Raw genomic sequence first — 25,982 nt, 5'->3', positions numbered from 1 at the left:
TGCTCACCGTAGCCCGAGTCGCTCCTCGAGGCCGGATCGCCCGGGCAGGTCGTCGAAGCGGCGCACCTCGTCGAGGCGGACGTAGTAGAAGGCGCCGGTCACTCGCTCCGGCTCGATGCCGTGCATCTCGGCCCACGCGAGCCGGTAGATCGCCAGCTGCAGCGGATCGGCGTCCGCTCGGCGATTGGTCTTCCAGTCGACGACCTCGAAGCCGTCGTCGGTGGCGAACACCGCGTCGATCCGCCCGATGAGCTGCTGACCGCCGAGGCGCAGCGAGAACGGCGCCTCGATCGCGACCGGCTCGCGCTCGGCGAAGGGCCCGGCCTCGAAGGCCTTCTGCAGCGCCGCGAGGTCGGCGTCGTCGAGCACCTCGGTGTCGGCCCGGCCTGGGAGATCGCCCGGGTCCAGCAACGTCTGCTGACCGTAGCGCGCCTCGATCCAGGCGTGCAGGCGCGTACCGAAACGCGCGGCCGAGGACGGCCGACGCGGCATCGGACGGGCCAGCGCGCGAGCGAACGACGTCTCGTCCTCGGCCAGCGCGAGTGCCGAGGTGGCCGACAGGGCCGGCGGCAGCATCACCTCGACGACGGACGACTCGGCGTCGCTCGCCTCCTCGATCAGCAGGTCCAGCTCGGCGCGGATCTGCATGAGCTCGGGGTGGACGGTGATCGGCAGTGCTTCGGTGGCGCCGAGGTGACGGCGGACGTCGTCGGCGAAGGCGCGCCGCGGCTCCATGCCGTGCAGCGGCATGGGCCAGGCGTAGGTGGTGGCGTCGACGTGCGGATTCTGCTCGTCCTCGGCCGGTTCCGGCGACCACACGAGCGGCTCGACGCCGCGCTCACCCAGCCAGCGACGGACATCGTCCAGGAACCGGGAGACCTTGCGCGGCTTGAGCTGCGTGCGGCCCCAGCGGTGCCCGCTCACGTGCAACCGGTGGCGCGCGCGCGTGAACGCGACATAGCCGAGGCGGATCTCCTCCATGAGCGCGTCGGCCTTGCAGCGCGCCCTGAAGTCCGCGTCGCCGGCGGAGGTGAACTCCTCGATGTCCGGGACGAAGTCGGCGTCGCCGCGCAGAGCGACGGGCAGGACGCTGGCGTTCGTGGTCCACCGCGCGCGGCCCTTGGCGTCGGGAAAGACGCCGTCGGACACGAACGGCACGAACACCTCGTCGAATTCCAGACCCTTGGACTTGTGCACCGTGAGCAGCTTGACGGAGTCGGCCTCGGAGGGCGCGCTGAGCTCCATGCCCTTGTTGAACTCGGTCTCGGCCTGCAGATACGCCAGCAGCCCGGACAGCGAGGCGTAGCGGTCGAACTGCGCGTAGTCGCCGATCGCGTCGAGCAGGAGGGTCAGGTTGTCCGAGGAGATCTGCTCGGTGGCGAGCTCGACGTCGAGGTCGAGCTCGGTGACGACCCGGCGGGCGAGGTCGAGCAGCGGCTCGTGGACGTGGCGCCGCAGCCGCGACAGCATCGTCGCGAGCTCGGCGAAGCGCTCGCGCGCGGCGTCGGAGTACGGGAGGTCGCCCGGATCCTCCACGGCCTCGGCGAGCGCGACGATCTCGGTCGGGTCGGTGCCTGCCGTGGCCTGCTCGAGGTCGGCCTGCAGCCGACCGGCGGGATCGTCCGCGTCGTTGTCGTCGCGCCAGATGCGGCCGAGGTGGGCGGCACGTTTGCCGAGGAGGGCGAGATCGCGGTCGCCGATGCGCCATCTGGGGCCGGTGAGCAGCCGCAGCATGGCGGGATTGGCCGTGACGTCCTCGAGCAGTTCGAGGACGGCGAGGACGTCGAGCACCTCGGGCTGGCTCAACAGGCCGGTGAGCCCGACGATCTCGACCGGAATGCCACGGCGACGGAGCGCCTGGACGATCTCGGTGTTCTCGCTCGTGGCTCGTACCAGCACGGCGATCTCGCGCCAGGTCTGCTCGCGTCCGGCCTCACGCGCTCGTTCGCCGGCCTCGGCGATCAGCTCGACGAGCGCCTCGATCTCCTCGACGACGCCCTGGTGTAGCGCCACCGACACCTCGCCGGGCGGGTTCTCCGGTGCCGCTTGCAGCGGCGTGACGACCTTGGCGACCGCCGGATCGGCGTAGTACTCGGCGGCGATGACGCCCGCGAGGTCGATGATCTCCGGAGCGCAGCGCCGGCTCACCGCGAGCGAGTGCAACTCCCCGCGCCCGCCGTCGTGCGCGGGAAAATCGTCGAGGAACGCGGCGAGGTTGCCCGAGGCGGCACCACGCCACCCGTAGATCCCCTGAGCCGGATCGCCCACGGCGCTGATCCCCTGGCCGGCGAAGAGCGCCCGCAACAGGTCGCGCTGGGCGACCGAGGTGTCCTGGTACTCGTCGAGCAGGACCACCTCGAATCGCTCGCGCAGCGCCGTGCCCACCTCCGGCAGCTGCGCGAGTTGGGCGCCCCAGGACATCTGGTCGGAGAAGTCCATGACGCCGGCGTCGAGCTTGGCGGTGCGATAGGCGTCGACCAGACGGCTCAGCTCGGTGCGCTTGCGGGCTCGATCGGCGATGTCCCGATGCAAGGCGAGCTGCTTGTCGACCGATTCGACCTCGGCGATGATGCGGGCGTCGTACTCGCGAAGCCGCTGCGGTGCGACGAGGTGCTCCGACAGCTGCGCGTCGAGCGCGAGCAGGTCGGTGATGGTGGTGGGCATCCACGCCGAGACGTGCGAGAGCGGCCCGTCGTAGCCGCGCACCACCCGGGCGGCGATCTGGAAGCGGGTGGCGTCGGCGAGCACCCGCAGATCCGGTTCCACGCCGAGCCGCAGGCCGTGCTCGGAGATGAGCATGCCGGCGAAGGCGTGATAGGTCGAGATGGTCGGCTCGCCGTACTCGAGCGAGAAGTCGCCGATGAGATCGAGCGACCGTCGCACCCGGGTGGCGAGCTCGCCGGCCGCCTTGGCGGTGAACGTCAGCCCGAGGATGCGCGCGGGGTCGATCTCCTCGTGCCCGACGAGCCACACGACGCGCGCGGCCATGACGGCCGTCTTGCCTGAGCCGGCCCCGGCGATGATGGCCTGGGGTCGGTGCGGGTCGGCGGTGATCGCCGCCATCTGCTCCGCGCTGAACGGGATGCCCAGGATCTCGCGCAGGTGATCGGGATCGCGCACCAGCTTCATGCCTGCTCCCCTCCGCCGATGGTGAACGCGGTGGTGGACGGGCACACCATCTGGAACTCGCAGAACGAGCACGTGTCGGGCATCGCGACGAAGCGCTCCTCGCGCATGACCCGGATGGAGTCGCGGACCAGGTCGAGGGCGAAGAACGGCTCCGCCGCTGCCGGTGCGTCCTGCGGCTGCACCTTGGGCACGTCGGGATGCTTGGCGCCCGCAGGCTGGCGCAGCTGCACCAGCTCGGCGCCGCCGGACGGCGCACCCGGGGCGAGCTCCTCGGTGGCACCGTGCGCGACGGCGAGCTGGTAGACGCCCAACTGCGGGTGCGCGGCGACCTCGGCGGCTTTGGGGGCGTTCTTCGAGGTCTTGAAGTCGACGACGTGCACGCGCCCCTCGGCGTCGAGCTCGACGCGGTCCATCGATCCCTTCAGGACCGCCCGCTCCCCGTCGAGCTCCAGCTCGACCTCGAACGCGTGCTCGGCGGCCAGCGGCGTACGCGGATTGGCCGCGTGCCACCGCGCGAAGCGCAGCAGGGCGGTGCGCGCATCGGCCTTCTCGCGCGCGCTGATCCACGGCGCCTGGTGGTCGAGCCGGTCCCAGACCTCGTCGAGGTGCCCTTCCATCTCGGCCAGGTCGGGCTCGCGGACGTCGCGCCGCACGATGTCGGCAGCGATCGCGTGGACGACGAGGCCGAAGCCCTGCGCGGTGGAGCTGCCGCGTGTGCCGCGGGCCTCGCGCGAGAGGAACCACTTGAGTGAACAGCTGGCGATCTCCGCGACCGACGAGCCGGACAACACGATGGGGGCGTCCGGGTCCTTGAGCGGGTGCTCGTTGATCGTGAGCTCGCGCGTGCCCCACCACCGATCCGGATGCGCGGCGCGGCCGGCCCAGACGTCGTGGCGCGCGATCTCGGCGAGCATCGCGGCGGCCTCGTCGCGCAGAGCGACATCAGGGTGCCCGGCGTAGCTGCGCAGCTGGGCGACCACACCGCGCAGCGACAGCGGCCGACGGGGCCTCGCCCGCGGCAGTACGCCGGGGTCGGCGGGCCCGAACCCCGCGTCCAGCAGGGCGCGGACGAAGCGGGAGGGCTGATCGCCGTCGTCGGTGGGCGTCTCGACCGCGGTGACGACGAGCGTGCGGCTGGCCCGCGTGCACGCGACGTAGAAGAGCCGCCGTTCCTCGCGGAGCCGGTCGCTTCGGGAGGCGGCGTGGGCACCGTCGAGCGCCTCCGCCTGGAGCAACGAGCCGCGGTGCCGCAGATCGGGCCATCGCTCCTCCTGCACGCCGGCCACGACGACGAGCGGCCACTCGAGGCCCTTGGAACGGTGCGCGGTCATCAACCGAACGGCATCGGGCCGGCTCTGCGAGCCGACGAGCTGATCGGCCGGGATCTGCTGAGCCCGCAGTTCGGCGATGAAGTTGGCGACGCTCACCCGCTGCTTGCGTTCCTCGGTGCGGGCGGCGTGGTGGAACAAGGCCACCACCGCGTCGAGGTCGCGATCGGCCGTGAGCCGGCCCTCTCCCCCGGACTCCCACTGGGTGAGAAGTCGCTGCGGCCAGTCCGTCCCGTCCCAGAGGGTCCACAACGCCTGCTCGGGCGGCTCACCGTCACTGATCTGCTTCGCGGCGCGCCGCAGCAGGGCGGCGAGCCGTCGGGCGCGCTCCACGGCCTCGGCGGTGGCCGGCTCGAGCCGCCCGAAGCCGAGCATCGCCGGATCGCTGAGGGCGTCGGCGGTCAGCTCGGTGGAACGGCGCTCGGGCGCACGCTGTCGCAGGGCCCGGCCGAGTCGCCGCAGGGCGGGCGCGTCGAGCTCGCCGAGCGGCCCGCTGAGCACGACCTGCGCGTGCTCGGGATCGAGCGGGAACCCCCGCGCAAGGAGGTCGGCGGCCTCGAGCGCCGACAGCAGGGCGCGGACCGCCGGCTCGGCGGTCAGCGGGATCTCGTCACCGGCCACCTCGACCGGCACCCCGGCGGGAACCAGCGCGCGCTGCAGCCGGGCCAGATCGCTGCCGGTGCGCACGAGCACCGCCATGTCCGACCACGGCAGCTGCTGGTCGAGGTGGGCGCGGCGCAGGAGATCGGCGATGTGCTCCGCCTCCGCCGTGGCCGAGGCGTACGTCTCGACCCGCACCTCGCCCGGATAGGGCGCCCGCGAGCTGACCTCGCGGTGGCGTCGCAGGATCTCCGGGTCGAGGCTCCCCTGGTGTCCGACCGGGCCGAGCACGGTGTGGGCGGCCCGCAGGATCTCCGGCCCGAACCGCCGGGTGACCCGCAGTGCCAGCACGCGCGCGGGCGCGGCAGGGGTGCCGAACTGCTCGGGGAACTGCGCGATGCCCGCGGGATCGGCGCCGCGGAAGCCGTAGATCGCCTGATCGTGATCGCCCACCACGACGAGGTCGCGACCGTCCCCCGCCAGTTCATGGAGCAGGTCGACCTGGAGCGGATCGGTGTCCTGGTACTCGTCGACCACGACGAGCCCGAACCGCTCGCGCAGCTGTGCGCCGATGCGGGGGTCGTCGATCAATTGACGGGCCGACGTGACGAGGTTCGTGTAGTCGGCGAGGTTCTGCAGGCCGGTGACCTGGTCGTACTCCTCGATGGCGTCGGCCAGGCGTGCCCAGTCCGGGCGCTGGCGGGCCGCGGCGAGCTCGCGGAGGTCGGCGGCGTCGAGGCCCCGCGCCGCGAGCTGCGCCATGAAGGACTGCACCTCCCCCGCGAACCCGCGCGTGCGCAGTGCCTGGCGCAGCGATGCCGGCCAGGACTCGACGTCGTGACCGGCGAGGAGCTCGGCGATGACGGCGTCGCGTTCTGGAGCCGTGAGCAACGTGGGCGGAGCGGCGAACGCCTCGGGGTCGGAGAACTCGCGCACCAGCGCGTAACAGAAGGCGTGGAAGGTCATGGCCGGCACGACGCCGGCCGAGCCGGCGAGTCGGGCGGCGATGCGCTCGCGCAACTCCTCGGCTGCCTTGCGACTGAAGGTCAGGACGAGGATCTGCTCGGGGCGCAGTTCCTCACGGGCGATGCGGTCGACGACGACCTCGACGATCGTGGTGGTCTTGCCGGTGCCCGGCCCGGCCAGCACGAGCAGAGGTCCGCCACGGTGGTCGACCACCGCCTGCTGGCTCTCGTCGAGCTGCGGCGCAGGGGCGGCCGCGGTGTCCGGGCGGACGAGGCGGTACTCCACGGGCGACGAGGGCATGACGCCATGCAATCAGACGCCACCGACAGCGCGGGGCACATCCACCCGCCCGCGGCGCACCGGCGTGCCCTCACGCGCCCAGTGCTCCTGCGCCTCCAGCATCAGATGAGCCGGCAAGGTGCCGTCGGCACGCACGACTCGCCACCAGCAGACGACGTGACCGACCCGGGACATGACCTGCCCGACCTGCCGGGGCCCGCCCTCGCCGAGGTCCTCGGCGATGAGGCCGAACGTGAGCACCTGGCCCGGGGGAATCTGCTCCACCCGGGCCAGGACGCGTTCGGTGAACCGCTCGTTCATGGTGGAGTCACGCTAACGCTCGCCGCTCGCGGTGGGCGGTGAGCGGTCCCCCACCGCGTGGGCGAGCGTGTGTACTCACTCGCCGCTCGAGCCGACGAGGACAGGGGCACCGACATCATGCGCCACCCCACCAGGTGACCTGTGGATGCCCGACGATCCAACAGCGATCGAACGACTCGTGAACAGCGGGTGTCGGTGGGGCACGGAGTCTTCGGACGTTCACTGCGGCGCACGAGGATCGTGGCAGCGGCACGAGGACGGTGTTCACCTCAGCTCGCCACGCTGAGGTCGTCGACACCTCGACACCGAACCGAAACGGAGATCCCCATGCGTATTCCGGCCTTGATCGCGGTGGCCGCTGTCGCCGCCACCACGCTGACCGCCTGCGCCTCGACGGCGTCGCCCGAAGCCTCGCCCGACGACCTCGATGCCGCCTCGTGCAGCGTCGAGGACGGCGATCTGCGGGTCTACCTCAACCCCTTCGGGTCGACTCTCAGCGACAAGTTCACCGACGACACCGGCATCGGCACCGAGATCGCCGATCTCGGCGGTGGCGAGATCCTCGCCCGCATCGCCGCCGAGGCCAACAACCCCCAGTGGGACGTCGTGCTCCTCGACGGCCACGGCAGCCTCGAGGCGCTGGCCGATGACGATCAGCTACTCACCGGACATCAGCTCACCAACCTCGAGCAGCTCACAGCCGAAGGCCAGGCCCTGCTGCGCGATGACCACGCGTGGGTCCCCTTCAGCCAGCACGCCGCGGCCGTGATCGCCTACAACACCGATCGCGTCGGCGAGACCGACGCCCCGCGCACGTGGGCCGATCTGACCCGGCCCAAGTACGCGCCCATCGGCATCGCCGACCCGGCTGTGGCCGCGCCGGCGTATCCGGTCGTGTCCTGGTTCTTCCAGGATCTGGGGACCGACAGCGCCGAAGACTACTTCGACACCCTGTTCGCCAACGGCCTCCACACCTACGAGAAGAACGGCCCGGTCGGCGAGGCATTGATCTCGGGCGAGACCACCGTGGCGGCCCTGCAGGAGCAAAACGTCTACTCGATGATCGAGGCGGGCGAACCCGTCGATTTCGTCTGGCCGGACGAGGGCGCTCCCGGCGTCGTGCGCGCGGTCGCCATCAGTGCCGACACTCCGCGCCCCTGCGCTGCCCTCACCCTCGTCGACTGGCTGCTCGAGGCCGACACCGTCGAGTACCTCATGGAGCACGGTGAGGACGACGGCATCTTCACGCCCCTCGTCGAGGGTGTGGACACCTCCTCGCTCCCCGACGATCGTCCGGCCGACGCCCCGCTGCTGCTGACGGACGCCTCGTTCGCCGCCGAGCACGAGGCCGCCATCAAGGACTGGTTCGCCGACCAGCAGGCGCGGTGAGCACGCCCACGACGCGACGTTCGCTCGCGATCCCACGGCTCCCGGCGAGCGACATCCTCGGCTGGGCGGTCATCGGGGCGCTCATGGTGCTCGTCGGGGTACCGGTGATCTTCGTGCTGGTGCAGGCGGTGTTCCCCGGCATCGGCCTGACCCGGGACTGGGGGTTCAGCCCGCAGACGCTCGCCGAGATCGCCGAGCGGCCCCTGTGGCAGCAGTCGCTGCGCAACTCGCTCGTGCTCGCCGGGGGCGCCATGATCGGTGGTGGACTCCTCGGCTTCGCCCTGGCCGTCCTGCGCCACACGGTGCGCTTCCCGGGGGCGCGGCTGCTCGACGTGTGCGCCTGGGTCCTGCTGGTCACGCCGTCGTTCATCCTCGCCCAGGGCTGGGTCTTGTTCGCTTCCCCGTCCGGCACGTTCACGGCGATCTTCGGATCGACCGTGCTCGCCGATCTCGTCTTCACCCCCGGGGGCCTCATCGTCATCATGAGCCTGACCCGGTTCCCGCTCTCCTACCTCGCCACCACCGCGGCACTCCACTGGGAGGATCCGGCGCTCCGCCACGCGGCGGCCCTCAGCGGCGCCCGGGGCTGGACGATCCTGCGGACCGTACGCCTGCCGCTGCTGGCTCCCGCGGCGCTCTCGGGGGCGGTGCTGATCTTCATCGACACGATCGGCGATTTCGGGCTGCCGGCGGCTCTGTCCGCGTCCTACCAGTTCCCGACACTGCCCTACTCGATCTACGCCTCGGTGCGTCAGAGCCCGGTCAGATTCGAACTGGCCGGGGTCCTCTCGCTGTACCTCGTCGCGATCCTGTCGCTGTCGGTACTCATCTACCTGCGTCTGTTGCGGCGACACCGATTCGCATCGCTCACCGCGCAGTCGGTGGCGTTCGTCGCCCCGCCCGCACGACGACCGTGGCGCTGGAGCGCTCTCGTCGTCGCGTTCGCGGCCCTCTCCCTCGGCGTTCCGCTAGGTTCGTCGCTGTACGTGTCTCTCTCGCACTCGGTGTCTCGGGGGCCCAGCTGGGAGAACCTGACCCTTGAGCACTATCGCGCCATCACCACGGGCGGCTCGACGATACTGGAGGGCGCGGTCAACAGCCTCCTCATCGCCGCCGCGGTCGCGGTCCTGGCAACCATCCTCGGCTTCCTCATCGGCGTCGTGTTGACGTTCACCCGATTCCCCGGTCGCGGGTTCATCGATCTGACCAGCACGATCACCCTGGCGATTCCCGGCATCGTGCTCGCCGTGGGGTACATCTTCGTCTGGAACCAGCCCGTGCTGTCGCACGTCGGCCTGGATCTGTACGGCCGCCCCGTCCTGCTCGTGCTGGCCGGGACCGCGGCCGCCGTCCCCGTGGCGCTGCGACTCCAGCTCGGCGCACTCGCCCAGGTCCCCGAGTCCCAGCTCCACGCGGCGGCGTTGTCGGGAGTCCCCCTCATCAGGCGGCTGCGGACCATCGTGGCGCCGCTCATCGCACCGGCCGTGCTCTCCGCGCTCGTCGCGGTCTTCGCCTCGGGGGTCTTCGACCTCGCCGCCACGACCATGCTGGCCCCGCCGAGCTTCGCAACGCTGCCGGTCGAGATCCTCCGCGAGTACGACCGCGGCAAGTACGGCTACGCCACCGCCGGGGCCATCTTCAGCGCCGTCGTGATCATCGGACTCGCGGCCGTCTCCACCGTCATCGGCCGCCGACTGACGCGCCGCGTCGCGCCCACCGCCACATCGCCTCACCGCAAGGAGCCCGCACGGTGAACCCCTCGCCCGATCTCGACGTCACCGCACTGACCCGCTACTACGACCACCACCGGCAGGACCCGGCCCTCGACAACATCAGCGTCACCGTCGCGGGCGGCACGACACTGGCCGTCCTCGGACCGTCGGGCTGCGGGAAGTCGACGCTGCTGCGGCTGCTCGCCGGAATCGAAGCTCCCGATGAAGGGCGGATCACGCTCGGCGACCGGGACCTGTCTCGAACCGGTTGGGCACTCGACCCGGACCGTCGCGACGTCAACATGGTGTTCCAAAGCTACGCGCTGTGGCCACACCTGCGCGTGCGCGACATCATCGCCTACGGCCTGCGCCACGGACGCCACCGCACCTCCGCGGCCGCCCGGGACTCACGAGTCGAGGAGCTCGTGGCGCTGCTGCACCTCGAGGGACTGGAGGACCGACGCCCCGCCGAACTGTCCGGCGGTCAGCAGCAGCGCGTGGCGATCGCCCGGGCGCTGGCCACGCGGCCGAGCCTGCTCCTCTTCGATGAGCCGTTGTCGAACCTGGACGTCCAGCTGCGCACGCTCATGCGTGCCGAACTCGCCCACCTGCTCGCCGGGCTCGACACCACGGCCGTCTACGTGACCCACGACGTGCACGAGGCGCTGGCGCTCGCCGACCAACTCCTCGTGCTGCACAGCGGCCGCGTGGTCCAACACGGAGCACCTGCCGAGGTCTTCGCGGCCCCGGTCTCGCCGTGGGTGGCCGAGATGGCGGGCTTCTCGTCGTCCCTCGCCCCCACCGACGTGCAGCCCATGTCAGGGGGTCACGCGCGTGCCATCGTGGCCTCGGGGGCGCTGGTGGGGCCGCACCGGATGGCCGAGCCGGGCACAGCCGACCTCGTGCTCGTCCACCCCGATGCGGTGCGGGTGCACGAGGACCACCTCCCGCTCGACGGCCGGCTGCCCGCGCTCGTCAGTGCGTGCGTCTTCGAAGGCCGCGGTTACCGGATCCTGGCGGAGATCCCAGGGGCGGGCATGCTCACCGTCCTCAACCGGACGCCGGTGTCCCCAGGGCGGAAGATCGGCCTGGAGATCGCCTCCGACGGGGTGCTGATCTTCACCTCGGCCGCATGAGCGCTTGCGTACAGTGGCACCGTGACCACGGGTCGACGTCGCCGCCAGCCCACCGACGGGATCGTCATGCTGTTCGTCGGCGACGGATGGGGCAAGAGCGCCGCCTCGTTCGGCTACGCGATGCGCAGCGCCGGACGCGGCTGGGCGACGCTCGTCGTCCAGTTCCTCAAGGGCGAGCCCTGGAACGCGGCCGAGGCCGCGAGTGCGCGGCGCCTCGGCGTGGAGTGGGCTGTGTTCACGCCCGCCACCTCGTGGGGTGCCGCGCAGCCGCAGGCGCTCGGGGCGATGGCCTGGGAGCGCAGCCGGGTGGCCATCGAGAGCGGGGAGTACGGACTGGTCATCCTGGACGAGCTCACCCACGCCGTCCATGCGGGATGGGTCGACGAACGCGAGGTCGTCGAGACGCTCGAGCGGCGCGCCGCCTCCACGAGCGTGATCGTCACCGGCCGCACGGCATCTGGGCCGCTCGTGTCAGCCGCGGACACCGTCACGCGATTCAGTGCGGAGAAGCACCGTGAGAAGCGGGGAATCCTCCAATGACGCGAACGCGACGGCGCTGAGGGCCGGGGGCATCGTCCTCGCCGAGCGGGCTGGACGCCTCCTGACCGCCGTCGTCCACCGGCCACGCCACGACGACTGGTCGTTCCCCAAGGGGAAGGTCGATCCGGGCGAGAGCCTCCGGCGGACGGCAGTACGTGAGGTGTGGGAGGAGACCGGTCTGCATTGCCGGCTCGGCGACTATCTCGGCCTCGTCAGCGGCGGACTGACCGACGGATCACCCAAGCCCACGCACTACTGGCTGATGGACGTCCTGCACGAGGACACCTTCGTGGCGGGCAGTGAGATCGACGCGCTGCGCTGGGTCGATCTCACTGCCGCACTCGGCCTGCTGACGCATCCTCGCGACCGCGAGCTCGCCCGTCAGCTCAGTAGGCGGGTTGGGAGGGATCGATCTGGTCGACCCAGGCCACCACACCGCCGCCGACGTGGACGGCGTCGGCGTAGCCGGCGCCCTTGAGCACCGCCAGCGCCTCCGCCGAGCGCACGCCCGACTTGCAGTGCAGGACGACCTGCTTGTCCTGGGGCAGCTGATCGAACGCCTTGCCGCCGAGGATCTCGCCCTTGGGGATGAGCACCGAGCCGGGGATCTTGTTGATCTCGTACTCGTTGGGCTCGCGCACGTCGACGAGCACGAAGTCGCGCCCACCGTCCGCGCGCTCCTTGAGCCAGTCGTTGAGCGTGTGGACGCTGATGGTGGAGTCCGCGGCAGCCTCGGCCGCCTCGTCGCTCACCGCGCCGCAGAACGCGACGTAGTCGTCCATGAGCTTGGTCGGCAGCTCACCCTCGGGATCACGGCGGATCTTCAGGGTAGTGTAGCGCATCTCCAGCGCGTCGTAGACCATCAACCGGCCGATGAGCGGATCGCCGATGCCGGTGATGAGCTTGATCGCCTCGGTGACCATGATCGAACCGATCGAGGCGCACAGGACGCCGAGGACGCCGCCCTCGGCGCACGACGGGACCATGCCCGGCGGCGGCGGCTCGGGGTAGAGATCGCGGTACTGGGGGCCTTCCTGCGCCCAGAAGACCGAGACCTGGCCCTCGAAGCGGTAGATCGAGCCCCACACGTAGGGCTTGCCGAGGATCACCGCGGCGTCGTTGACGAGGTACCGCGTCGCGAAGTTGTCGGTGCCGTCGAGGATGAGGTCGTACTGGCTGAAGATCTCCAGCACGTTGTCGTTGTCCAGCCGCTCCTGGTGGACGATGACGTTCACGTACGGGTTGGTCTCCGCGACCTGCTCGGCGGCGGACACGGCCTTGGGCTTGCCGATGTCGGACTGGCCGTGGATGACCTGGCGCTGCAGGTTCGACTCGTCGACGACGTCGTCGTCGATGATGCCGAGCGTGCCGACGCCGGCGGCAGCCAGGTAGAGCAGCGCGGGGCTGCCGAGACCGCCCGCACCGATCACGAGCACCTTGGCGTTCTTGAGTCGCTTCTGGCCCGTCATGCCCACGTCGGGGATGATCAGGTGGCGACTGTAGCGGCGAACCTCGTCGATGGTCAGTTCGTCGGCGGGTTCCACGAGTGGGGCAACCACACGTCTCTCCTTCGGCCTGGGGGTCCGGATGTCCGTCATAACCACGCGGACGCCTCCATTGTTCCCCGGCCCGGACAGCCGCCCGATGGCCGTCCGGATCGTGAACGCGCACCGACTACGCTGGCGTGCGTGAGTTCTGCTGCCGACGCCCGCCCCCGAACCAGTCGCCTTCCGCGCACCGCCCGCCGGGCGCAACTGCTGGAGGTGGCACGGGGTGTGTTCGTCGAGCAGGGCTACCACGCGGCATCGATGGACGAGATCGCCGAGCGGGCCGGCGTGTCCAAACCCGTGCTCTACCAGCACTTCCCGGGAAAGCTCGACCTGTACCTCGCTCTGCTGTCGACCTCCTGCGACGAGATCATCGAAGGAGTCCGGACCGCGCTCGCCTCGACGACGGACAACCCGCGCCGCGTCCAAGCCACGATCGAGCTCTGGTACGACTACGTCGCCGACCAGGGCCAGTCCTTTCGCCTCGTGTTCGAATCCGACCTCACCAACGACCCCGAGGTCCGCGAACTCGTCGACCGCGTGATCAGCGAATCGGCCAGCGCGATCGCCGAGGTCATCCGCGAGGACACCGGATTGTCCGAGGCCGCCGCGCAGTTGCTCGCGGTGAGCCTCGTCGGCATGGGCCACGTCGGCGCCCGCAACTGGCTGTCGGCGCAGTCCACCCTCACGCGGGACGAGGCCGTGGGCCTCGTGTCGTCGCTCGCCTGGCGAGGCATCGGCGGCTTCCCCAACCCGCACCGCACCCCGTCCACCGAAGGAGAGGAATGACCGTGGAGGTCAAGATCGGCGTCCAGAACGCCTCCCGAGAGCTGTCCGTCGAGACCGACGCCGCGCCCGACTCCGTGCTCAGCGAGCTGCGCACGGCGATGGCCGACAACTCCGTGTTCACCATCACCGACGCCAAGGGCCGCACCGTGGCCGTCCCGGCCGACAAGGTGGCGTACCTGTACTTCACCTCCGACTCCGGCCGCAAGGTCGGCTTCGGCCTCACCTGAGTCGGCGGCTGAGGGCGATCGAGTAGCGGCGAGTTCTGCGAGACGCGTATCGAGATCACGTCACGTGGTCTCGATACGCGTCGGCTACGCCCTCAGGCGGCGAGGCCGAGGGTCTCCATGCGCGTGGTGTGAGCCTCGGTGAGGCGGGTGAGCATGCGGCCGATCATCGCGAGGTCCATGCCGCTGCCGGGGCGGTCGACACTGCCGACGAGCACAGCGGTCAACGCGTCGCGTTCGGCGACGACCGCCTGCGCGTGACTCAACGCCTCACCCATGAGCCGCCGGGCCCACAGCGCGAGTCGGCCACCGACCTTCGGGTCGTCGGCGATCGCCCGGCGGATGACGTCGACGACGAACTCCGAGTGTCCGGTGCCGCTCAGCGTCGACAGCACGAGTTCGCGGGTGTCGGCGTCCAGGAACGCGGCGATCTCGCGGTAGAAGTCCGCCGCCAGACCGTCGCCGACATACGCCTTGACGAGCCCCTCGAGGAAGTTCGACGGCTGCGTCAGGCGGTGAAAACGCTCGAACGTGGAGACGAACGGGCGCATGGCCTCGAACGGATCGACCTGCAGTCCGACGAGCCGGTCGCGCAGCTGCTCGAAGTGGTGGAACTCCGTCGTGGCCATCGCTGCGACCTCCACCTTCGTGGCCAGATCCGGGGCCAGTTTGGCGTCCTCGGCGAGCCGCTCGCAGGCACTGATCTCGCCATAAGCCAGCAGTCCTAGCAAATCGATCACGCCGAGACGGTAGGCTGGATCCTCGAAGGCGTTCGGCACGGCGGTCATGATCCGCAGCGTAACGCGATGCGGCACCGCTCACGACGCCGCCCGAACGAAAGACTTGCGACGTCCCTCGAGGACGTCAGAGAAGAAATCCGAGAAGAACACTGACTACTTTCACCGAGCTGGGTGTCGAACCCGCCATCGCCGATGCGCTGGCCGAGGTCGGCATCACGACACCGTTCCCCATCCAGGAGATGACCCTTCAGGTCGCCCTCATGGGCACCGACCTGATCGGCCAGGCCCGCACGGGAACCGGGAAGACGCTCGCGTTCTCCATCCCGGTGATCCAGCGGACACTGGCCCCCGGCGACGCCGACTACGATCAGCTCGCCGCTCCGGGCAAGCCGCAGGCGCTCATCGTCGCGCCGACCCGCGAGCTCGCGCTCCAGGTCGCCAACGACGTCAAGACCGCCTCCAAGAACCGCGGAACGCGCAACCTCACCATCTACGGCGGCGTTCCGTACGAGCCGCAGCTCGAGGCCCTCGAGCGCGGCGTCGACATCGTCGTCGGCACGCCCGGCCGCATCCTCGACCTGGTCAACCGCCGCGCGCTCGACATCAGCCACGTCAAGTCCCTCGTCCTCGACGAGGCCGACGAGATGCTCGACCTCGGCTTCCTGCCCGACGTCGAGGCGATCCTCGCGCGCACGCCCGAGACGCGCCAGACGATGCTGTTCAGCGCCACGATGCCCGGGGCGATCGTCAGCCTCGCCCGCAAGCACATGCACCACCCGATGAACATCCGGGCGGAGTCGAGCGAGGCCAACCAGATGGTGCCGGCGACCAACCAGTTCGTCTGGCAGGCGCACGACATGGACAAGCCCGAGATCGTCGCCCGCATCCTGCAGGCCGACGACGTCGGACGCGTGATCATCTTCAGCCGCACCAAGCGCGCGGCCCAGCGACTCGCCGACGACCTCGCCGACCGCGGCTTCCCGGCTTCGCCGCTGCACGGAGACATGGCGCAGAAGGCCCGCGAGAAGGCACTGCAGGGGTTCCGCGAGGGGAAGGTCGACATCCTCGTCGCCACCGATGTCGCCGCCCGCGGCATCGACGTCGCCGGCATCACGCACGTCATCAACTACACGTGCCCCGAGGACGACAAGACCTACGTGCACCGCATCGGCCGCACCGGCCGCGCCGGTGCCAGCGGCACGGCCGTGACCTTCGTCGACTGGGCCGACGTGCAGCGCTGGAAGCTCATCAACAAGGCGCTCGACCTGCCCTTCGACGAGCCGCAGGAGACGTACTCGACCTCCGAGCACTTGTTCCGCGACCTCGGCATCAACCCGAACGTGAGCGGTCGGCTCAAGCCTGCGGCGCCCAAGGAGAAGAAGAAGGACGATGCCACGTCCGGCTCCTCCGGCGGCGCGAACCGCGACCGGAACCGCAATCGTCGTCGCAGCGGCTCGGGTGAGGCCAAGCCGGCCGAGCGTCGGGAGCAGACGTCCGGCTCGACCGGGGAGAACACGTCCGAGGGCGAGAACGGCCAACCGCGTCGTCGCCGCCGCCGTCGCCGCCGCACCAGCGGTGCCGGCGCGCAGGGTGAGACGTCGTCACCCGCCTCCGCCACGAGCGACTGACAGCTCGCCTGCCGTGTGAGCGCCGTACAGTGCTCGCATGGCAGACGTGACGCCTCCTGCGCACGAAGGTGAGGAACACGGCCGCGGGCTCGCCCAGCGGTTGAACTGGCTGCGCGCGGGGGTGCTGGGGGCCAACGACGGCATCGTCTCCGTGGCTGCCGTCGTGGTCGGAGTCGCGAGTGCGACCGATACGACCTCGGCCATCCTCACCGCCGGCGTCGCCGCCCTGGTCGGCGGCGCCATCTCCATGGCGCTGGGCGAATACGTCTCGGTGAGCAGCCAGCGCGACACCGAACGCGCGCTCATCGCCAAGGAACGCGGCGAACTCGAAGCGTTCCCGGACGAGGAGCTCGAGGAGCTGACCCAGTTACTCATCCTGCGCGGCCTGTCGCCTCCCACGGCTCGCCAGGTCGCTGCGGAGCTGACCGAGCACGACCCGCTCGAAGCTCATCTGGCCGTCGAACTGGGAATCAATCGCGACGACCTCATCAACCCGTGGCACGCCGCGGTGTCGTCGGCAGGCGCGTTCACGCTCGGCGCGATCCTGCCGCTGCTGGCCGTCTATCTCCCGCCGGCACCGTGGCGCATCCCGGCGACGTTCGCCGCCGTCCTCGTGGCGTTGGCCGTCACCGGCGTCACGAGCGCCACCCTCGGTGGCAGTTCTCGCCCCCGCGCGGCGCTTCGACTGCTCGTCGGCGGCTTCCTCGCCCTCGCGGCGACCTACCTCGTCGGCGCTCTCCTGGGAACGACCGGAGTGGCCTGACGGTTCAGGCGGTGACCACGACGGGCGTGCCGATCGGGGCCCAGTCCCACAGGAACGCGGCGTCCTCCGGTTTCTGGCGGATGCATCCGGCCGACAACGGCCGCCCCAACTCGTCGACCGACTGTTCGAGGTTGCCTTCCCGATCCACGGGAATGGAGTGGAAGCCGATCGGCTCGCTCCACCCGGTCGTGAACTCGACGAAATACTCCATCGTGCCGGAGTTGTCGAAGCTCGTGGCGTTGCGGTACCGGGCGCGGACCGCGTACGAGCCGGGATCGAGGTTGTCGAAGCGGCTTCCCGACACGAGATACGTGGAGGTCACGGTGCCGTCGTCCTCGAGGAGCCATACCCGTTGATCGCTCTGGTCGAACACGATGCGGCGCCCCTCGCCCGACTCCGGCGGCGGCGGAGGATCGGCCGGCGGAGCGTCAGGGTCGGGAGCCTCGCGGGGCTGCTCGACGATCGGCGCTTCGACCGTCGGGAGCGTCGCGGTGACGATCGTCGGCGTCGCGCCGGGGTCGTCCGACGCCACCGACAGCGACGGCGAGAACACCGCGGTCAGTCCCACCGCGAGCGAGGTGGCGACCGAGCCGAACAGCAGCGTTCCACGCAGCTGCTGCGTGCGTCGAGGCCGGCGGTGCTTACCCACGCGACGCCACCACCTTGGCGAGCTCGCGATAGGCCTCGGCGCCCTTGTGGTTGACGGCGGTCCCGAGGATCGAGCGGCCGAGGGCGGGCGCTTCGGCGAACCGGATCGACTTGGGGATCGGTGGCTCGAGAACGTCGAGATCGTAGGTGTCGCCGATCGCGGTGAGGACGTTTCGCGCGTGCTTGGTGCGGCCGTCGTACATCGTGGCGAGCACGCCGCGGACTTCGAGGTTGCCGTTGACGAACTGGCGGACGTCGTAGATCGTGTCCAGCAGCTGGCCGACACCGCGGTGCGAGAGCGTCTCGGCCTGCAGCGGGATGATCACCTCGTCGGCGGCCGTCAGCGCCCCCACCGTGAGGACCCCGAGCGCGGGCGGGCAGTCCAGCAGGATCCAGTCGTAGTGCTCCTTGACCTTGTCCAGCGCGACGCGGAGCCGCTGCTCGCGACCGGTCCGCGTGACCAGCTGTTCCTCGGCCTGGGTCAAGGCGATGTTGGCCGGCAGCAGGTCCGGTCCGTCGTCGGTTTCGAGGATCGCGTCGAGAGCCGGGATCTTCCCGAGCAGCACCTCGCCGACCGTGACCTCGAGTTCTTCGGGATCGATGCCGAGGGAGAACGTCAGACTCCCCTGCGGGTCGAGATCGACGACCAGCACCCGGTGTCCGAGCTCGACGAGGGCGGCGCCCAACGAAGCGACGCTCGTGGTTTTGGCCACGCCGCCCTTCTGGTTGGCCAACGCGATCGTCGTCGTCACGCCGCCCATTGTGCCACCGCCCGGTCGCCGAGGAGACCGATGCGTGCGCGTCATCGTGCGCGTCGGCTGGCATGCTGTCGTCATGACGGCTCGCGCACTGGTCACCGGCCCTACCGCCGGCATCGGGAACTCGTTCGCACGGCTGCTCGCGTCCCAGGGCACCGATCTCGTGCTCGTGGCGCGCGACGAGCAGCGTCTCGAGCAGCTCGCACAGCAGTTGCGCGAGCAGCATGGGGTGGATGCCGAGGTGCTGCGTGCCGATCTCACCGACGACGCCGACCTCGCGCGTGTCGCGAACCGCATCACCGACAACGCCCGGCCGGTCGATCTGCTGGTCAACAACGCAGGCGCGTCGATCGCCGGATGGTTCGGGACGACGGCCATCGCCGACGAGGACCGGCAACTCGACCTCCTCGTCCGCGCTCCCATGCACCTCATGGACGCCGCGCTGAAGGCGATGTCGGGACGAGGCCACGGAGCGATCATCAACGTCGCCAGCGTCGCGGCCTTCACGCCGCGCGGTGCGTACTCCGCGCACAAGTCCTGGCTGGTCAACCTCTCGCTGTGGGCGCATCTGCAGTATTCCGAGGCGGGCATCGTCGTGCAGGCGCTCTGCCCCGGCTTCACCCGTACCGAGTTCCATCAGCGCATGGACGCCGACATCTCCGACATTCCCCGCTGGATGTGGCTCAAGTCCGACAAGGTCGCCAAGGCCTCGCTCAAGGATCTCGGCAAGGGCAAGCCGCTGTCGATCCCCTCGCTGCGATACAAGGTGCTCGCCACGCTGGCCCGGCACCTGCCGATCGGGCTCGTCGCCAAGGTCGCGAAGCGAGGCCGCTGATGAGCGTTCCGCAGACTCTCGAGATCCCTGCGGGCGTCGAGGTCACGCGGGTCGTCACGCCGCGGTGCGATCACGCGGTGCACGTGGCGCGGGCCGAAGGCAGCCGGCGAGGCTCGGTGCTCCTGGTCCACGGGTGGACGGGGAGCAAGGAGGACTTCACGCCGATCCTGCCGCTGCTGGCCGCCCGGGGTTTCGACGTCGTCGCCTACGACCAGCGCGGCCAGTACGAGACTCCCGGCTCCCTCGACGACGACTACTCGCTCGAGGCGTTCGCCGGCGATGCACTGGCCTTGGCGGAAGCCGCGTTCGAGGACGAGCGCTTCCACCTTCTCGGACACTCGTTCGGCGGGCTCGTCGCCCAGCGCGTCGCTCTCGCTGCTCCTGACCGCCTGGCATCACTGAGTCTGCTGTGTAGCGGGCCGGGCGCCCTCGGCGACTCCCCGACGCGCCCCCTCAAGCACGTGGTCGCGGCGATCGGCCAAGTCCCGCTGCTACAGATTCACCAACTGCGCGAGAAGGGGGTCAAACGCCCGGCGCAGATCACCGCGTTCCTGGCCAAGCGCTTCACGTCGGGAGTGCCGGCCGCCCTCAAGGCCATCACGCAGCACCTCATCGACGCTCCGGACCTGATCGACGACGTGGCCGAGACGCAGCTGCCGTGCTGGGTCGCTCGCGGGGCGAACGACGACGCGTGGCCGTTCGAGACGCAAGACGACATGGCCCGGCGCCTCGGCACGGAGGTGGTGGTGCTGCCGTCGTCCGCGCACTCCCCCGCCGTCGAAGCGCCCGAGGAACTCGTCGACGCCTGGCTCCCCTTCCTGACGAAGCACTGACCCCTCACGGCGTTCCGACGATGTTGCGAAGCGCGGCGACGTGGGCACGGTAGGCCTTGACGCCCGCTGTGGTGAACGCGGCCCACGTGCGCACTCGTCGGTCCCTCACGCCCTTCGAGACGGTCACGTAGCCGGCCTCTTCGAGGGCCTTCACCTGCTTGCTCAGCACCGATTCACTCACCCCGAGCGTCTCGCGCAGCACGGCGAACTCGACCTGGTCGACGGTGTCCAGCACCGCGCAGATCTGCAGTCGGTGCGGCGCATGGATGACCGTGTCGAAGCCTTCCACTCCTACGGTCATCGCGGTTCCTGCAGCGCCCGCCGGTAGTCCCGGTCCCACTGCGGCCCCACGACGCTCCACAGCACCACGATCAGCCCTCCCAGCACCACGCTGACGACGACGTCCCGGATGATCGCGGTGGCCACCAGCGCGAGGGCGAACGGCACGATCATGAGCCAGTAGCGCCACGCTTCGCGAACGAAGGGGTTCCCGAAATCCCACACGCCGGTGCTGTTGCGGTACCACCGGATGGAGCTGAAGACGATGCCGGCGCCGACCAGCACGAGCAGCAGCCGCCACCAGGTACCGACGGCGAAGGAGACCGTCAGCAGTGCAGCTCCCACCGCGAGGTAGGTGTAGAAACCCCGGGGAGCGCGAGCCCGCTCGGCGACATCGTCACGTGCCTTGTCGATCGACGCCAGGGCCTCACGCGCTGCGTCGCGGTCGAACTCTTCTCGACTTTCCATAGTGGAAAGAGTATGCGCCACTTTCCGACGTGGCAAGCCGTCAAGGAAAGTCACTTGAGCGCCGAGCGAACCGCTCGGCGCGCGACGGGTCCGAGATCGTCCATCGCACTCGTGAGCCGGCGGATCGACCCGAGCGCCCGGTCGAGGCCGTCGTCACCGCGCGTCGGCTCCGTGAGCTCGATGCCGACGAACGCAGCGGCGACCAGTTCGGCGAGTGCGTCCGGAGCGAGGATGTCGCCGAACGGCGACCCTGCCAACACCCGGCGCAGGACGTCACTCACGCGTGCGGTCCACAGCGCCAGAGCGTCGCCGGCCGCGACGGCGAGCGCCGGATCGGCCTGGGCTGCCGCGAGGATCTGCCCCAGCACCGCCACCGTCCCTGCCGCTCGCTCCTCGCGGTGCAGGTCGTCGGCAAGATCGACCAGACCGGTCAGATCGTCGACCGCGTCGAAGCGCGCGGCGTAACGATCCACCCGGGCGCGGGTGGCCTCCAGGCACGCCTCCCCGATCAGATCGCTCACCGTCCCGAAGTGATAGAACACCAGTCCCTGGGCCAGTCCGGCCCGCTCGGCGATGGTGCGAGCCGACACCTTGGCGATGCCCTCGGAGCTGATCGTGTCGATCGCGGCTTGAACGAGCCGTCGCTTCGTATCCTCGGACTTGGCAGTCGTCACGCGGCCCAGCCTACGGGGGCTGCTCGCTCGCGATACGGCATCACCAGGGCGGACGCGGGACGCTCGGCGAACTCGCAGACGAACCGGCCGTCGTAACCGAAGACCGGGCCCCACCGCGGATGCTCGACGCGCACGTCGATGACGTACTCCTGGGCTTCATCGTCGTAACGCTCGCGCACGCGCGCGACGACGGTGGCCCAGAGCGGCAGAGCAACCGAGCGGCCACCGGGAAGCACGAAAGCCTGGGCTCGGCTGCGGATGTCGAGCGCGCCGTCGACCACCTGGAGGTCGAGCGCCACGGCGAGATGCTGATGCGTACCGAGGAAGTCCACGACGCCGACGCCAGGTACCTGGATCATCGTCGCATCGAAGCGGCGGCGTCGACCGTTCGCGACGTCGAAGGTGCGCACGAAGGAGACCGTCTCGCGCCCGAGGCCATCGACGTACGCGTGGTTCTCGATCGTGAACGGGACGTTCCAGCCGCTCTCGGGGAACAGGATGTTGCGCAGGGTGCCGAGACGCAGGAACGGCTCGAGGTACGCGGGGCCGCGCCAGACGCGCCGCATCACTCCTCGCCCGAGACAGGTCTGGTCAGGCTCGAGACCGAACCGACGCCGCAGGGCCGGGTGCAGACGAGCGAACTCACTGCCGAGCGCCTGGCCGAAGATGCTCGTCATGCGTCCTCCAACGTGGCGAGCGCCTGCGGCGCGGTGCCGGACCGCGCATCCGGCGGGTGTCGCAGACAGCGACTCGCCGACGGAACGCACGGGAGAACCGGCACCCACCGCATGAGGATCGCTGCCGCCGCGGCCGTCAGCCCGTCGCCCGCGACACCTGCGACGGCGACCGTCGCGCACCGCACACCGAAATCAGCGAACGCGACCACGAGGGATCGTCCGGGTCGTTGGTGGCGCTCGGCCCACAGCCGCAACCGGTCGAAGGACCATGCCGTCGCCCAGGCCATGAGCGGACGGAAGACCAGATCGATGTGCGGGTAGCGGGGGCGATAGTCGTAGCCGGTGAGGAAGCGAAGCCCCTCCCCCGACGGCTCATAGCGCCAGTAGCCGGCTCCCTCGGCGATGGGCGACAACCGATGGGACGAGGCGAAGCGCAACGAGGACGTCGCACCGCCACTCTGGCGCCACCGATCACCCACGTGCACGCCCTGGCCCGCCACCCCCAAGGTCGAGTAGCTGAACCGGAGTGCACCCGCGTCGCTCCCCACGGGCTCGATCCGGCCGAACCGCAGATCCCATCGGGCGTGCTGCTCGGGCTCCTGCGTCAGCGCCCATACCCGATCCAGCGGCGCACGGATACGCGTCTCGACGTAGATGCGGCCGCGAAGCCGGTCACCCGCAGGCCGCAGCGGCGCGAGCCCGCGATCGACCGCCACCTGACGAACGCCGAGTCGCGCGGCGATGCCCGCCGTCACGCCCAGGAGCAATCCGCCAGACCAGGCGCCCACGCCGCCGACCCCGACGTACGACGCCAGTACCGCGACCGTGGTGGCGACCGCGACGGCATCCAGCGCCGGCTCCGTCGTCATTCGCGATCGTGCCGCCGACCAGACCACCGCAGCGAGAACGCCGAGCACCAGACCGTGGAGCAGTCCGACGAGCAGTCCGACCGCCACGATCCCGGTGAACACCACGCCGTCGAGGACCAGCGACGGCAAAGACGCTGCGAACATCATTCCCGGCAGAACGACGAATCCGCCGAACACCGCAGCGACAGCGGTGCCGAGCACGGCTCCTGACCCGGCACCTTTCACGACGGTGGCTCTGTCCACCTCCACACCCACCCTTCTTGAGCACTCGCTCAATTCGGACGATACAGGAAATTGAGCAGGTGCTCAAGAAAGAGGGAATCAGCCCAGGAGTCGTTCGAATTGATCAGGAGCGGTCGTGTTGCACCCGAGGTCGAAGCCGGTCTTGCCGCTGCCGTGATAATCGCTCGACCCGGTCGTGACGAGGTCGAGGCGGTCGGCGATGGCGGCCAGTTCGGCACGGGCCCGGGCGTCGTGATCCTGATGGTCGACCTCGATCCCGGCCAAGCCCAATGCGGCCAGCTCGGCGAACGTCGCCTCGCCGAGGAGGCGGCGGCTCTCCCGGGCCCACGGATGAGCGATGACCGCCCGGCCGCCCGCCTCCTGCACGAGCCGGACGGCTCGGAAGAGGTCGGCGGCGTAGCGGTCGATGTACGCCGGCTTGCCCGGCGTCAGCAACGTCGCGAACGCCTCGTCGCGGTTGCGCACGTACCCCTTCGCCACCAGGGCATCGGCGATGTGGGGACGACCCGAGGACACCGTCCCCTCCGCCGCCGCGTGCACGTCCTCGACCGTGAGCTCGTATCCGAGTTCGTTGAGCTTGGCGACGGTGAGCGGCAGGCGGTGATCACGTCCGGCGATGACGCGGTGCAGCTCGTCGACGAGCGGCGCGTAGTCGGGGTCGAACTCGTAGCCCAGAAGGTGCACGCTGGCGCCTCGGTAGCGCGTGGAGATCTCGATCCCGCGAACGAGCCGGATGCCCACGGCGTCAGCCGCCTCGCTCGCCTCCGCCCAGCCGGCGGTGGAGTCGTGATCGGTCAGGGCGACGACGTCGAGCTCGGCCTCCTGGCGCGCCTTGCGCACCAGTACGGCCGGGTCGTCGGTGCCGTCCGAACGGGTCGAGTGCGTGTGGAGGTCGATGCGCACCTGCTCAGGCTAGCGTCGAACGCTCATCGGCTCTCGACGTTCCACCTCGTCACGACCGGCGTGCCGCGATCCTCACCGAGAACCGAGTACGTGCCGGTGTCGAGCAGGAACAGGCGGCCGTGCTCGACCCCGAGACCGAGCCAGCGTGCGGTGAGCGCACGAAGGCTGTGCCCGTGACCGAACACGAGCGTGCGTCCTTCCCGGCGAGCGCGGGCGACGACGCGGTCGAGCCGTGTACCGACCTGCTCGGCGGACTCGCCGCCCGGTGAGGGGTGAGTCCATACCGACCAGCCCGGCACCGTCTCGCGGATCGTCTCCGTCGTGAGTCCTTCGTAATCGCCGTAGCCCCACTCGACCAGGTCGCCGTCCTCCTCGGCATGGGCGAACCCGGCGAGCTCCGCTGTCCGACGGGCGCGCAGCCGAGGACTGGTCAGCACCAGATCGAACGACACCTCAGCGAGCAGCGGCCGCAGCTTCTCGGACTGCTGTTCGCCGACGTCGGTGAGAGCCAGATCGGTGAACGATGTGTGCTGGCCCGACTTGCTCCAGGCGGTCTCCCCGTGGCGGGCGAGCCAGAGTTCGGGAGCCGCGGGCGCCTCGGTCACTGCGGGATCAACGCCCAGTAGTCGAGGTCGAGCAGGACGTGCGGAGCGTACTTGCCGTCCTCGCCGCGCAGCGTCATCGACGGGTCGTGGCCCTTGGTGGCGACGAGTCGCAGCCGCAGCGCACCGACGCCCGGAGCCGCGGTCTCGGCCTTCTCCAGCACCTCCGACCACGCGTACACGGTGTCACCGGCGAACGCGGGGGCAGTGTGAGCGCCCGCATTGATCGCGGCGATGAGCTGAGCGTTGGCGAGTCCGTTGAACGACAGCGCGCGCGCCATCGAGATGATGTGGCCGCCGTAGATGAGACGAGCACCGTCGGGCCGCGCCTCCACGTTGAAGTGCACCTTCGCCGTGTTCTGCCACAACCGCGTGGCCATCATGTGCTCGGCATCGGTGAGCGTCACGCCGTCGACGTGATCGATCCGCTCCCCCACCGCGTAGTCGTCCCAGCGGTGCGGTTCGCCGGCGGCCGCAGTGTCGTAGTCGGAGAAGTCCAGACCGTTCGGAACGACGAGATGCTCGGCGGCGACGGCCGGCGCGAGGTCGGGCACGACGATCTCGGGAGCGGGCGCGTCGAGATCGCGCTTGCGGACCATCACCCAACGGGCCCAGTCCAGCGCCACCTCGCCGCGCTGGTTCGTGGCGGTGGAGCGGACGTACACGACGCCGCTCTTGCCGTTGGAGTTCTGCTTGAGGCCGATGACCTCGGATCGGGTCGCGAGCGTGTCGCCCGGCACCACGGGCCGGTGGAAACGGCACTCGGCGTAGCCCAGATTGGCCACGGCATTGAGCGAGATGTCCGGGACCGTCTTGCCGAAGGCGATGTGAAAGGCGACGAGCTCTTCGACGGGCGCCGGTGACAAGCCGACGGAGGCGGCGAACTGCGCGGACGACGGTACCGCGAAGCGGGTCGGATACAGGGCGCCGTACAGCGCCCGGTCGCCCTCCGTCACCGTCCGCGGGGTGGCGTGCTCGATCACCTGACCGACGGTGAAGTCCTCGAAGAAGTTGCCCGGGTTCGTCTTGCTCATGACATCCTCACGCTCGGTGACATACGACACTCATCATGTCGCATCGTCCGTCGCGCGGGGCGCAGGGT

Annotated in this window: 26 protein-coding genes; 11 read left to right on the top strand and 15 right to left on the bottom strand. The window is 70.1% G+C overall.

The window, feature by feature from the left end; all coding sequences use genetic code 11:
* Positions 1-3: 3 nt before the first annotated feature.
* From D9V41_RS15300 to D9V41_RS15290, 3 genes are read right to left on the bottom strand one after another with little or no spacing between them, the layout of a single operon-like run.
* Entirely contained in the window at positions 4-3,129 is a 3,126-nt protein-coding gene (locus D9V41_RS15300) for an ATP-dependent helicase (RefSeq protein ID WP_121795449.1), read from the bottom strand.
* On the bottom strand, positions 3,126-6,323 hold the full coding sequence (locus D9V41_RS15295) for an ATP-dependent helicase (RefSeq protein WP_133434210.1): 3,198 nt from the start codon (positions 6,321-6,323) through the stop codon (positions 3,126-3,128). Before D9V41_RS15295 ends, D9V41_RS15300 begins: the two co-directional genes overlap by 4 nt.
* Positions 6,324-6,335: 12 nt before the next feature.
* A complete protein-coding gene (locus tag D9V41_RS15290) occupies positions 6,336-6,623 on the bottom strand; it encodes an MGMT family protein (RefSeq protein ID WP_121795447.1) in 288 nt (95 codons plus the stop codon).
* Positions 6,624-6,950: 327 nt separating this feature from the next.
* Between D9V41_RS15290 and D9V41_RS15285 the strand changes: the two genes are divergently transcribed.
* Genes D9V41_RS15285 through D9V41_RS15265 form a run of 5 tightly spaced genes read left to right on the top strand, consistent with a single transcriptional unit; the run spans position 6,951 to position 11,878 of the window.
* Positions 6,951-8,012, top strand: coding sequence for an ABC transporter substrate-binding protein (locus D9V41_RS15285; RefSeq protein ID WP_121795446.1), 1,062 nt, complete (start codon positions 6,951-6,953; stop codon positions 8,010-8,012).
* On the top strand, positions 8,009-9,766 hold the full coding sequence (locus D9V41_RS15280) for an ABC transporter permease (protein WP_121795445.1): 1,758 nt from the start codon (positions 8,009-8,011) through the stop codon (positions 9,764-9,766). The genes D9V41_RS15285 and D9V41_RS15280 overlap by 4 nt, the downstream gene beginning before the upstream one ends.
* On the top strand, positions 9,763-10,860 hold the full coding sequence (locus D9V41_RS15275) for an ABC transporter ATP-binding protein (RefSeq protein WP_121795444.1): 1,098 nt from the start codon (positions 9,763-9,765) through the stop codon (positions 10,858-10,860). Before D9V41_RS15280 ends, D9V41_RS15275 begins: the two co-directional genes overlap by 4 nt.
* Before the next feature lie 21 nt (positions 10,861-10,881).
* Positions 10,882-11,400 (top strand): cob(I)yrinic acid a,c-diamide adenosyltransferase, encoded by a 519-nt coding sequence (locus tag D9V41_RS15270; protein ID WP_121795443.1) that lies wholly within the window; start codon positions 10,882-10,884, stop codon positions 11,398-11,400.
* Positions 11,360-11,878 carry an NUDIX hydrolase gene (locus D9V41_RS15265; protein ID WP_341770332.1) on the top strand — a complete coding sequence of 173 codons (519 nt, stop codon included), beginning with the start codon at positions 11,360-11,362 and terminating at the stop codon, positions 11,876-11,878. The genes D9V41_RS15270 and D9V41_RS15265 overlap by 41 nt, the downstream gene beginning before the upstream one ends.
* On the opposite strand, the gene moeZ is transcribed toward D9V41_RS15265, so the two are convergent.
* Positions 11,787-12,998, bottom strand: coding sequence for an adenylyltransferase/sulfurtransferase MoeZ (moeZ, locus tag D9V41_RS15260; RefSeq protein ID WP_121795441.1), 1,212 nt, complete (start codon positions 12,996-12,998; stop codon positions 11,787-11,789). The genes D9V41_RS15265 and moeZ overlap by 92 nt on opposite strands.
* Before the next feature lie 90 nt (positions 12,999-13,088).
* Here moeZ and D9V41_RS15255 point away from each other — a divergent pair, with 90 nt between their 5' ends.
* The gene (locus tag D9V41_RS15255) at positions 13,089-13,736 is read left to right on the top strand and encodes a TetR/AcrR family transcriptional regulator (protein ID WP_208006892.1); all 648 of its coding nucleotides are present in this window, start codon (positions 13,089-13,091) and stop codon (positions 13,734-13,736) included.
* Positions 13,733-13,963, top strand: coding sequence for a DUF3107 domain-containing protein (locus D9V41_RS15250; protein WP_243697299.1), 231 nt, complete (start codon positions 13,733-13,735; stop codon positions 13,961-13,963). Before D9V41_RS15255 ends, D9V41_RS15250 begins: the two co-directional genes overlap by 4 nt.
* Before the next feature lie 92 nt (positions 13,964-14,055).
* Here D9V41_RS15250 and D9V41_RS15245 read toward each other — a convergent pair whose 3' ends face one another.
* The gene (locus tag D9V41_RS15245) at positions 14,056-14,748 is read right to left on the bottom strand and encodes a ferritin-like fold-containing protein (protein ID WP_121795440.1); all 693 of its coding nucleotides are present in this window, start codon (positions 14,746-14,748) and stop codon (positions 14,056-14,058) included.
* A gap of 191 nt (positions 14,749-14,939) precedes the next feature.
* On the opposite strand from D9V41_RS15245, the gene D9V41_RS15240 reads away from it, so the two are divergent.
* Both D9V41_RS15240 and D9V41_RS15235 read left to right on the top strand, forming a co-directional pair.
* Positions 14,940-16,328, top strand: coding sequence for a DEAD/DEAH box helicase (locus tag D9V41_RS15240; RefSeq protein ID WP_121795439.1), 1,389 nt, complete (start codon positions 14,940-14,942; stop codon positions 16,326-16,328).
* A 37-nt stretch (positions 16,329-16,365) separates the two neighbouring features.
* Positions 16,366-17,091: a VIT1/CCC1 transporter family protein gene (locus D9V41_RS15235; protein ID WP_121795438.1), complete on the top strand. Its 726-nt coding sequence runs from the start codon at positions 16,366-16,368 to the stop codon at positions 17,089-17,091.
* Between the two features lie 4 nt (positions 17,092-17,095).
* Here the strand turns inward: D9V41_RS15235 and D9V41_RS15230 are convergent, their stop codons facing one another.
* Both D9V41_RS15230 and D9V41_RS15225 read right to left on the bottom strand, forming a co-directional pair.
* Entirely contained in the window at positions 17,096-17,740 is a 645-nt protein-coding gene (locus D9V41_RS15230) for a L,D-transpeptidase (protein WP_166376065.1), read from the bottom strand.
* Positions 17,733-18,500, bottom strand: a complete 768-nt coding sequence (locus D9V41_RS15225) for a ParA family protein (RefSeq protein WP_121795436.1) — start codon at positions 18,498-18,500, stop codon at positions 17,733-17,735. The genes D9V41_RS15230 and D9V41_RS15225 overlap by 8 nt, the downstream gene beginning before the upstream one ends.
* A 34-nt stretch (positions 18,501-18,534) precedes the next feature.
* Here D9V41_RS15225 and D9V41_RS15220 point away from each other — a divergent pair, with 34 nt between their 5' ends.
* Positions 18,535-19,332, top strand: coding sequence for an SDR family NAD(P)-dependent oxidoreductase (locus tag D9V41_RS15220; protein WP_243697298.1), 798 nt, complete (start codon positions 18,535-18,537; stop codon positions 19,330-19,332).
* Positions 19,332-20,165, top strand: a complete 834-nt coding sequence (locus tag D9V41_RS15215; protein WP_121795435.1) for an alpha/beta fold hydrolase — start codon at positions 19,332-19,334, stop codon at positions 20,163-20,165. The genes D9V41_RS15220 and D9V41_RS15215 overlap by 1 nt, the downstream gene beginning before the upstream one ends.
* Before the next feature lie 4 nt (positions 20,166-20,169).
* On the opposite strand, the gene D9V41_RS15210 is transcribed toward D9V41_RS15215, so the two are convergent.
* The 8 genes from D9V41_RS15210 to D9V41_RS15175 all read right to left on the bottom strand — a co-directional run bounded on the left by D9V41_RS15210 (position 20,170) and on the right by D9V41_RS15175 (position 25,914).
* The gene (locus D9V41_RS15210) at positions 20,170-20,466 is read right to left on the bottom strand and encodes a transcriptional regulator (protein ID WP_121795434.1); all 297 of its coding nucleotides are present in this window, start codon (positions 20,464-20,466) and stop codon (positions 20,170-20,172) included.
* Complete coding sequence (locus D9V41_RS15205; protein WP_121795433.1) at positions 20,463-20,912, bottom strand: hypothetical protein; 450 nt, start codon at positions 20,910-20,912, stop codon at positions 20,463-20,465. The genes D9V41_RS15210 and D9V41_RS15205 overlap by 4 nt, the downstream gene beginning before the upstream one ends.
* A gap of 50 nt (positions 20,913-20,962) precedes the next feature.
* Positions 20,963-21,586, bottom strand: a complete 624-nt coding sequence (locus D9V41_RS15200; RefSeq protein WP_121795432.1) for a TetR/AcrR family transcriptional regulator — start codon at positions 21,584-21,586, stop codon at positions 20,963-20,965.
* Positions 21,583-22,263, bottom strand: coding sequence for a DUF4166 domain-containing protein (locus tag D9V41_RS15195; protein WP_121795431.1), 681 nt, complete (start codon positions 22,261-22,263; stop codon positions 21,583-21,585). The genes D9V41_RS15200 and D9V41_RS15195 overlap by 4 nt, the downstream gene beginning before the upstream one ends.
* On the bottom strand, positions 22,260-23,381 hold the full coding sequence (locus D9V41_RS15190; RefSeq protein WP_243697297.1) for an SRPBCC family protein: 1,122 nt from the start codon (positions 23,379-23,381) through the stop codon (positions 22,260-22,262). Before D9V41_RS15190 ends, D9V41_RS15195 begins: the two co-directional genes overlap by 4 nt.
* A gap of 72 nt (positions 23,382-23,453) precedes the next feature.
* Positions 23,454-24,278: a PHP domain-containing protein gene (locus tag D9V41_RS15185; protein WP_121795430.1), complete on the bottom strand. Its 825-nt coding sequence runs from the start codon at positions 24,276-24,278 to the stop codon at positions 23,454-23,456.
* A 23-nt stretch (positions 24,279-24,301) separates the two neighbouring features.
* Positions 24,302-24,883: a histidine phosphatase family protein gene (locus tag D9V41_RS15180; protein ID WP_121795429.1), complete on the bottom strand. Its 582-nt coding sequence runs from the start codon at positions 24,881-24,883 to the stop codon at positions 24,302-24,304.
* Positions 24,880-25,914 (bottom strand): MaoC family dehydratase, encoded by a 1,035-nt coding sequence (locus tag D9V41_RS15175; RefSeq protein WP_121795468.1) that lies wholly within the window; start codon positions 25,912-25,914, stop codon positions 24,880-24,882. The genes D9V41_RS15180 and D9V41_RS15175 overlap by 4 nt, the downstream gene beginning before the upstream one ends.
* Positions 25,915-25,982 lie beyond the last annotated feature (68 nt).

Source organism: Aeromicrobium phragmitis (genome assembly GCF_003674095.1).
GTDB lineage: Bacteria > Actinomycetota > Actinomycetes > Propionibacteriales > Nocardioidaceae > Aeromicrobium > Aeromicrobium phragmitis.
This window is presented reverse-complemented; position numbering and strand designations above follow the sequence as displayed.

Excerpts from the sequence above, each read along its gene's own strand:
- D9V41_RS15295 (WP_133434210.1), bottom strand. The coding sequence starts at position 6,323 with ATGCCCTCGTCGCCCGTGGAGTACCGCCTCGTCCGCCCGGACACCGCG.
- D9V41_RS15240 (WP_121795439.1), top strand. The coding sequence starts at position 14,940 with ATGACCCTTCAGGTCGCCCTCATGGGCACCGACCTGATCGGCCAGGCC.
- moeZ (WP_121795441.1), bottom strand. The coding sequence starts at position 12,998 with ATGACGGACATCCGGACCCCCAGGCCGAAGGAGAGACGTGTGGTTGCC.
- D9V41_RS15235 (WP_121795438.1), top strand. The coding sequence starts at position 16,366 with ATGGCAGACGTGACGCCTCCTGCGCACGAAGGTGAGGAACACGGCCGC.
- D9V41_RS15285 (WP_121795446.1), top strand. The coding sequence starts at position 6,951 with ATGCGTATTCCGGCCTTGATCGCGGTGGCCGCTGTCGCCGCCACCACG.
- D9V41_RS15245 (WP_121795440.1), bottom strand. The coding sequence starts at position 14,748 with ATGACCGCCGTGCCGAACGCCTTCGAGGATCCAGCCTACCGTCTCGGC.
- D9V41_RS15175 (WP_121795468.1), bottom strand. The coding sequence starts at position 25,914 with ATGAGCAAGACGAACCCGGGCAACTTCTTCGAGGACTTCACCGTCGGT.
- D9V41_RS15250 (WP_243697299.1), top strand. The coding sequence starts at position 13,733 with ATGACCGTGGAGGTCAAGATCGGCGTCCAGAACGCCTCCCGAGAGCTG.
- D9V41_RS15210 (WP_121795434.1), bottom strand. The coding sequence starts at position 20,466 with ATGACCGTAGGAGTGGAAGGCTTCGACACGGTCATCCATGCGCCGCAC.
- D9V41_RS15290 (WP_121795447.1), bottom strand. The coding sequence starts at position 6,623 with ATGAACGAGCGGTTCACCGAACGCGTCCTGGCCCGGGTGGAGCAGATT.
- D9V41_RS15300 (WP_121795449.1), bottom strand. The coding sequence starts at position 3,129 with ATGAAGCTGGTGCGCGATCCCGATCACCTGCGCGAGATCCTGGGCATC.
- D9V41_RS15205 (WP_121795433.1), bottom strand. The coding sequence starts at position 20,912 with ATGGAAAGTCGAGAAGAGTTCGACCGCGACGCAGCGCGTGAGGCCCTG.
- D9V41_RS15225 (WP_121795436.1), bottom strand. The coding sequence starts at position 18,500 with ATGGGCGGCGTGACGACGACGATCGCGTTGGCCAACCAGAAGGGCGGC.
- D9V41_RS15215 (WP_121795435.1), top strand. The coding sequence starts at position 19,332 with ATGAGCGTTCCGCAGACTCTCGAGATCCCTGCGGGCGTCGAGGTCACG.
- D9V41_RS15195 (WP_121795431.1), bottom strand. The coding sequence starts at position 22,263 with ATGACGAGCATCTTCGGCCAGGCGCTCGGCAGTGAGTTCGCTCGTCTG.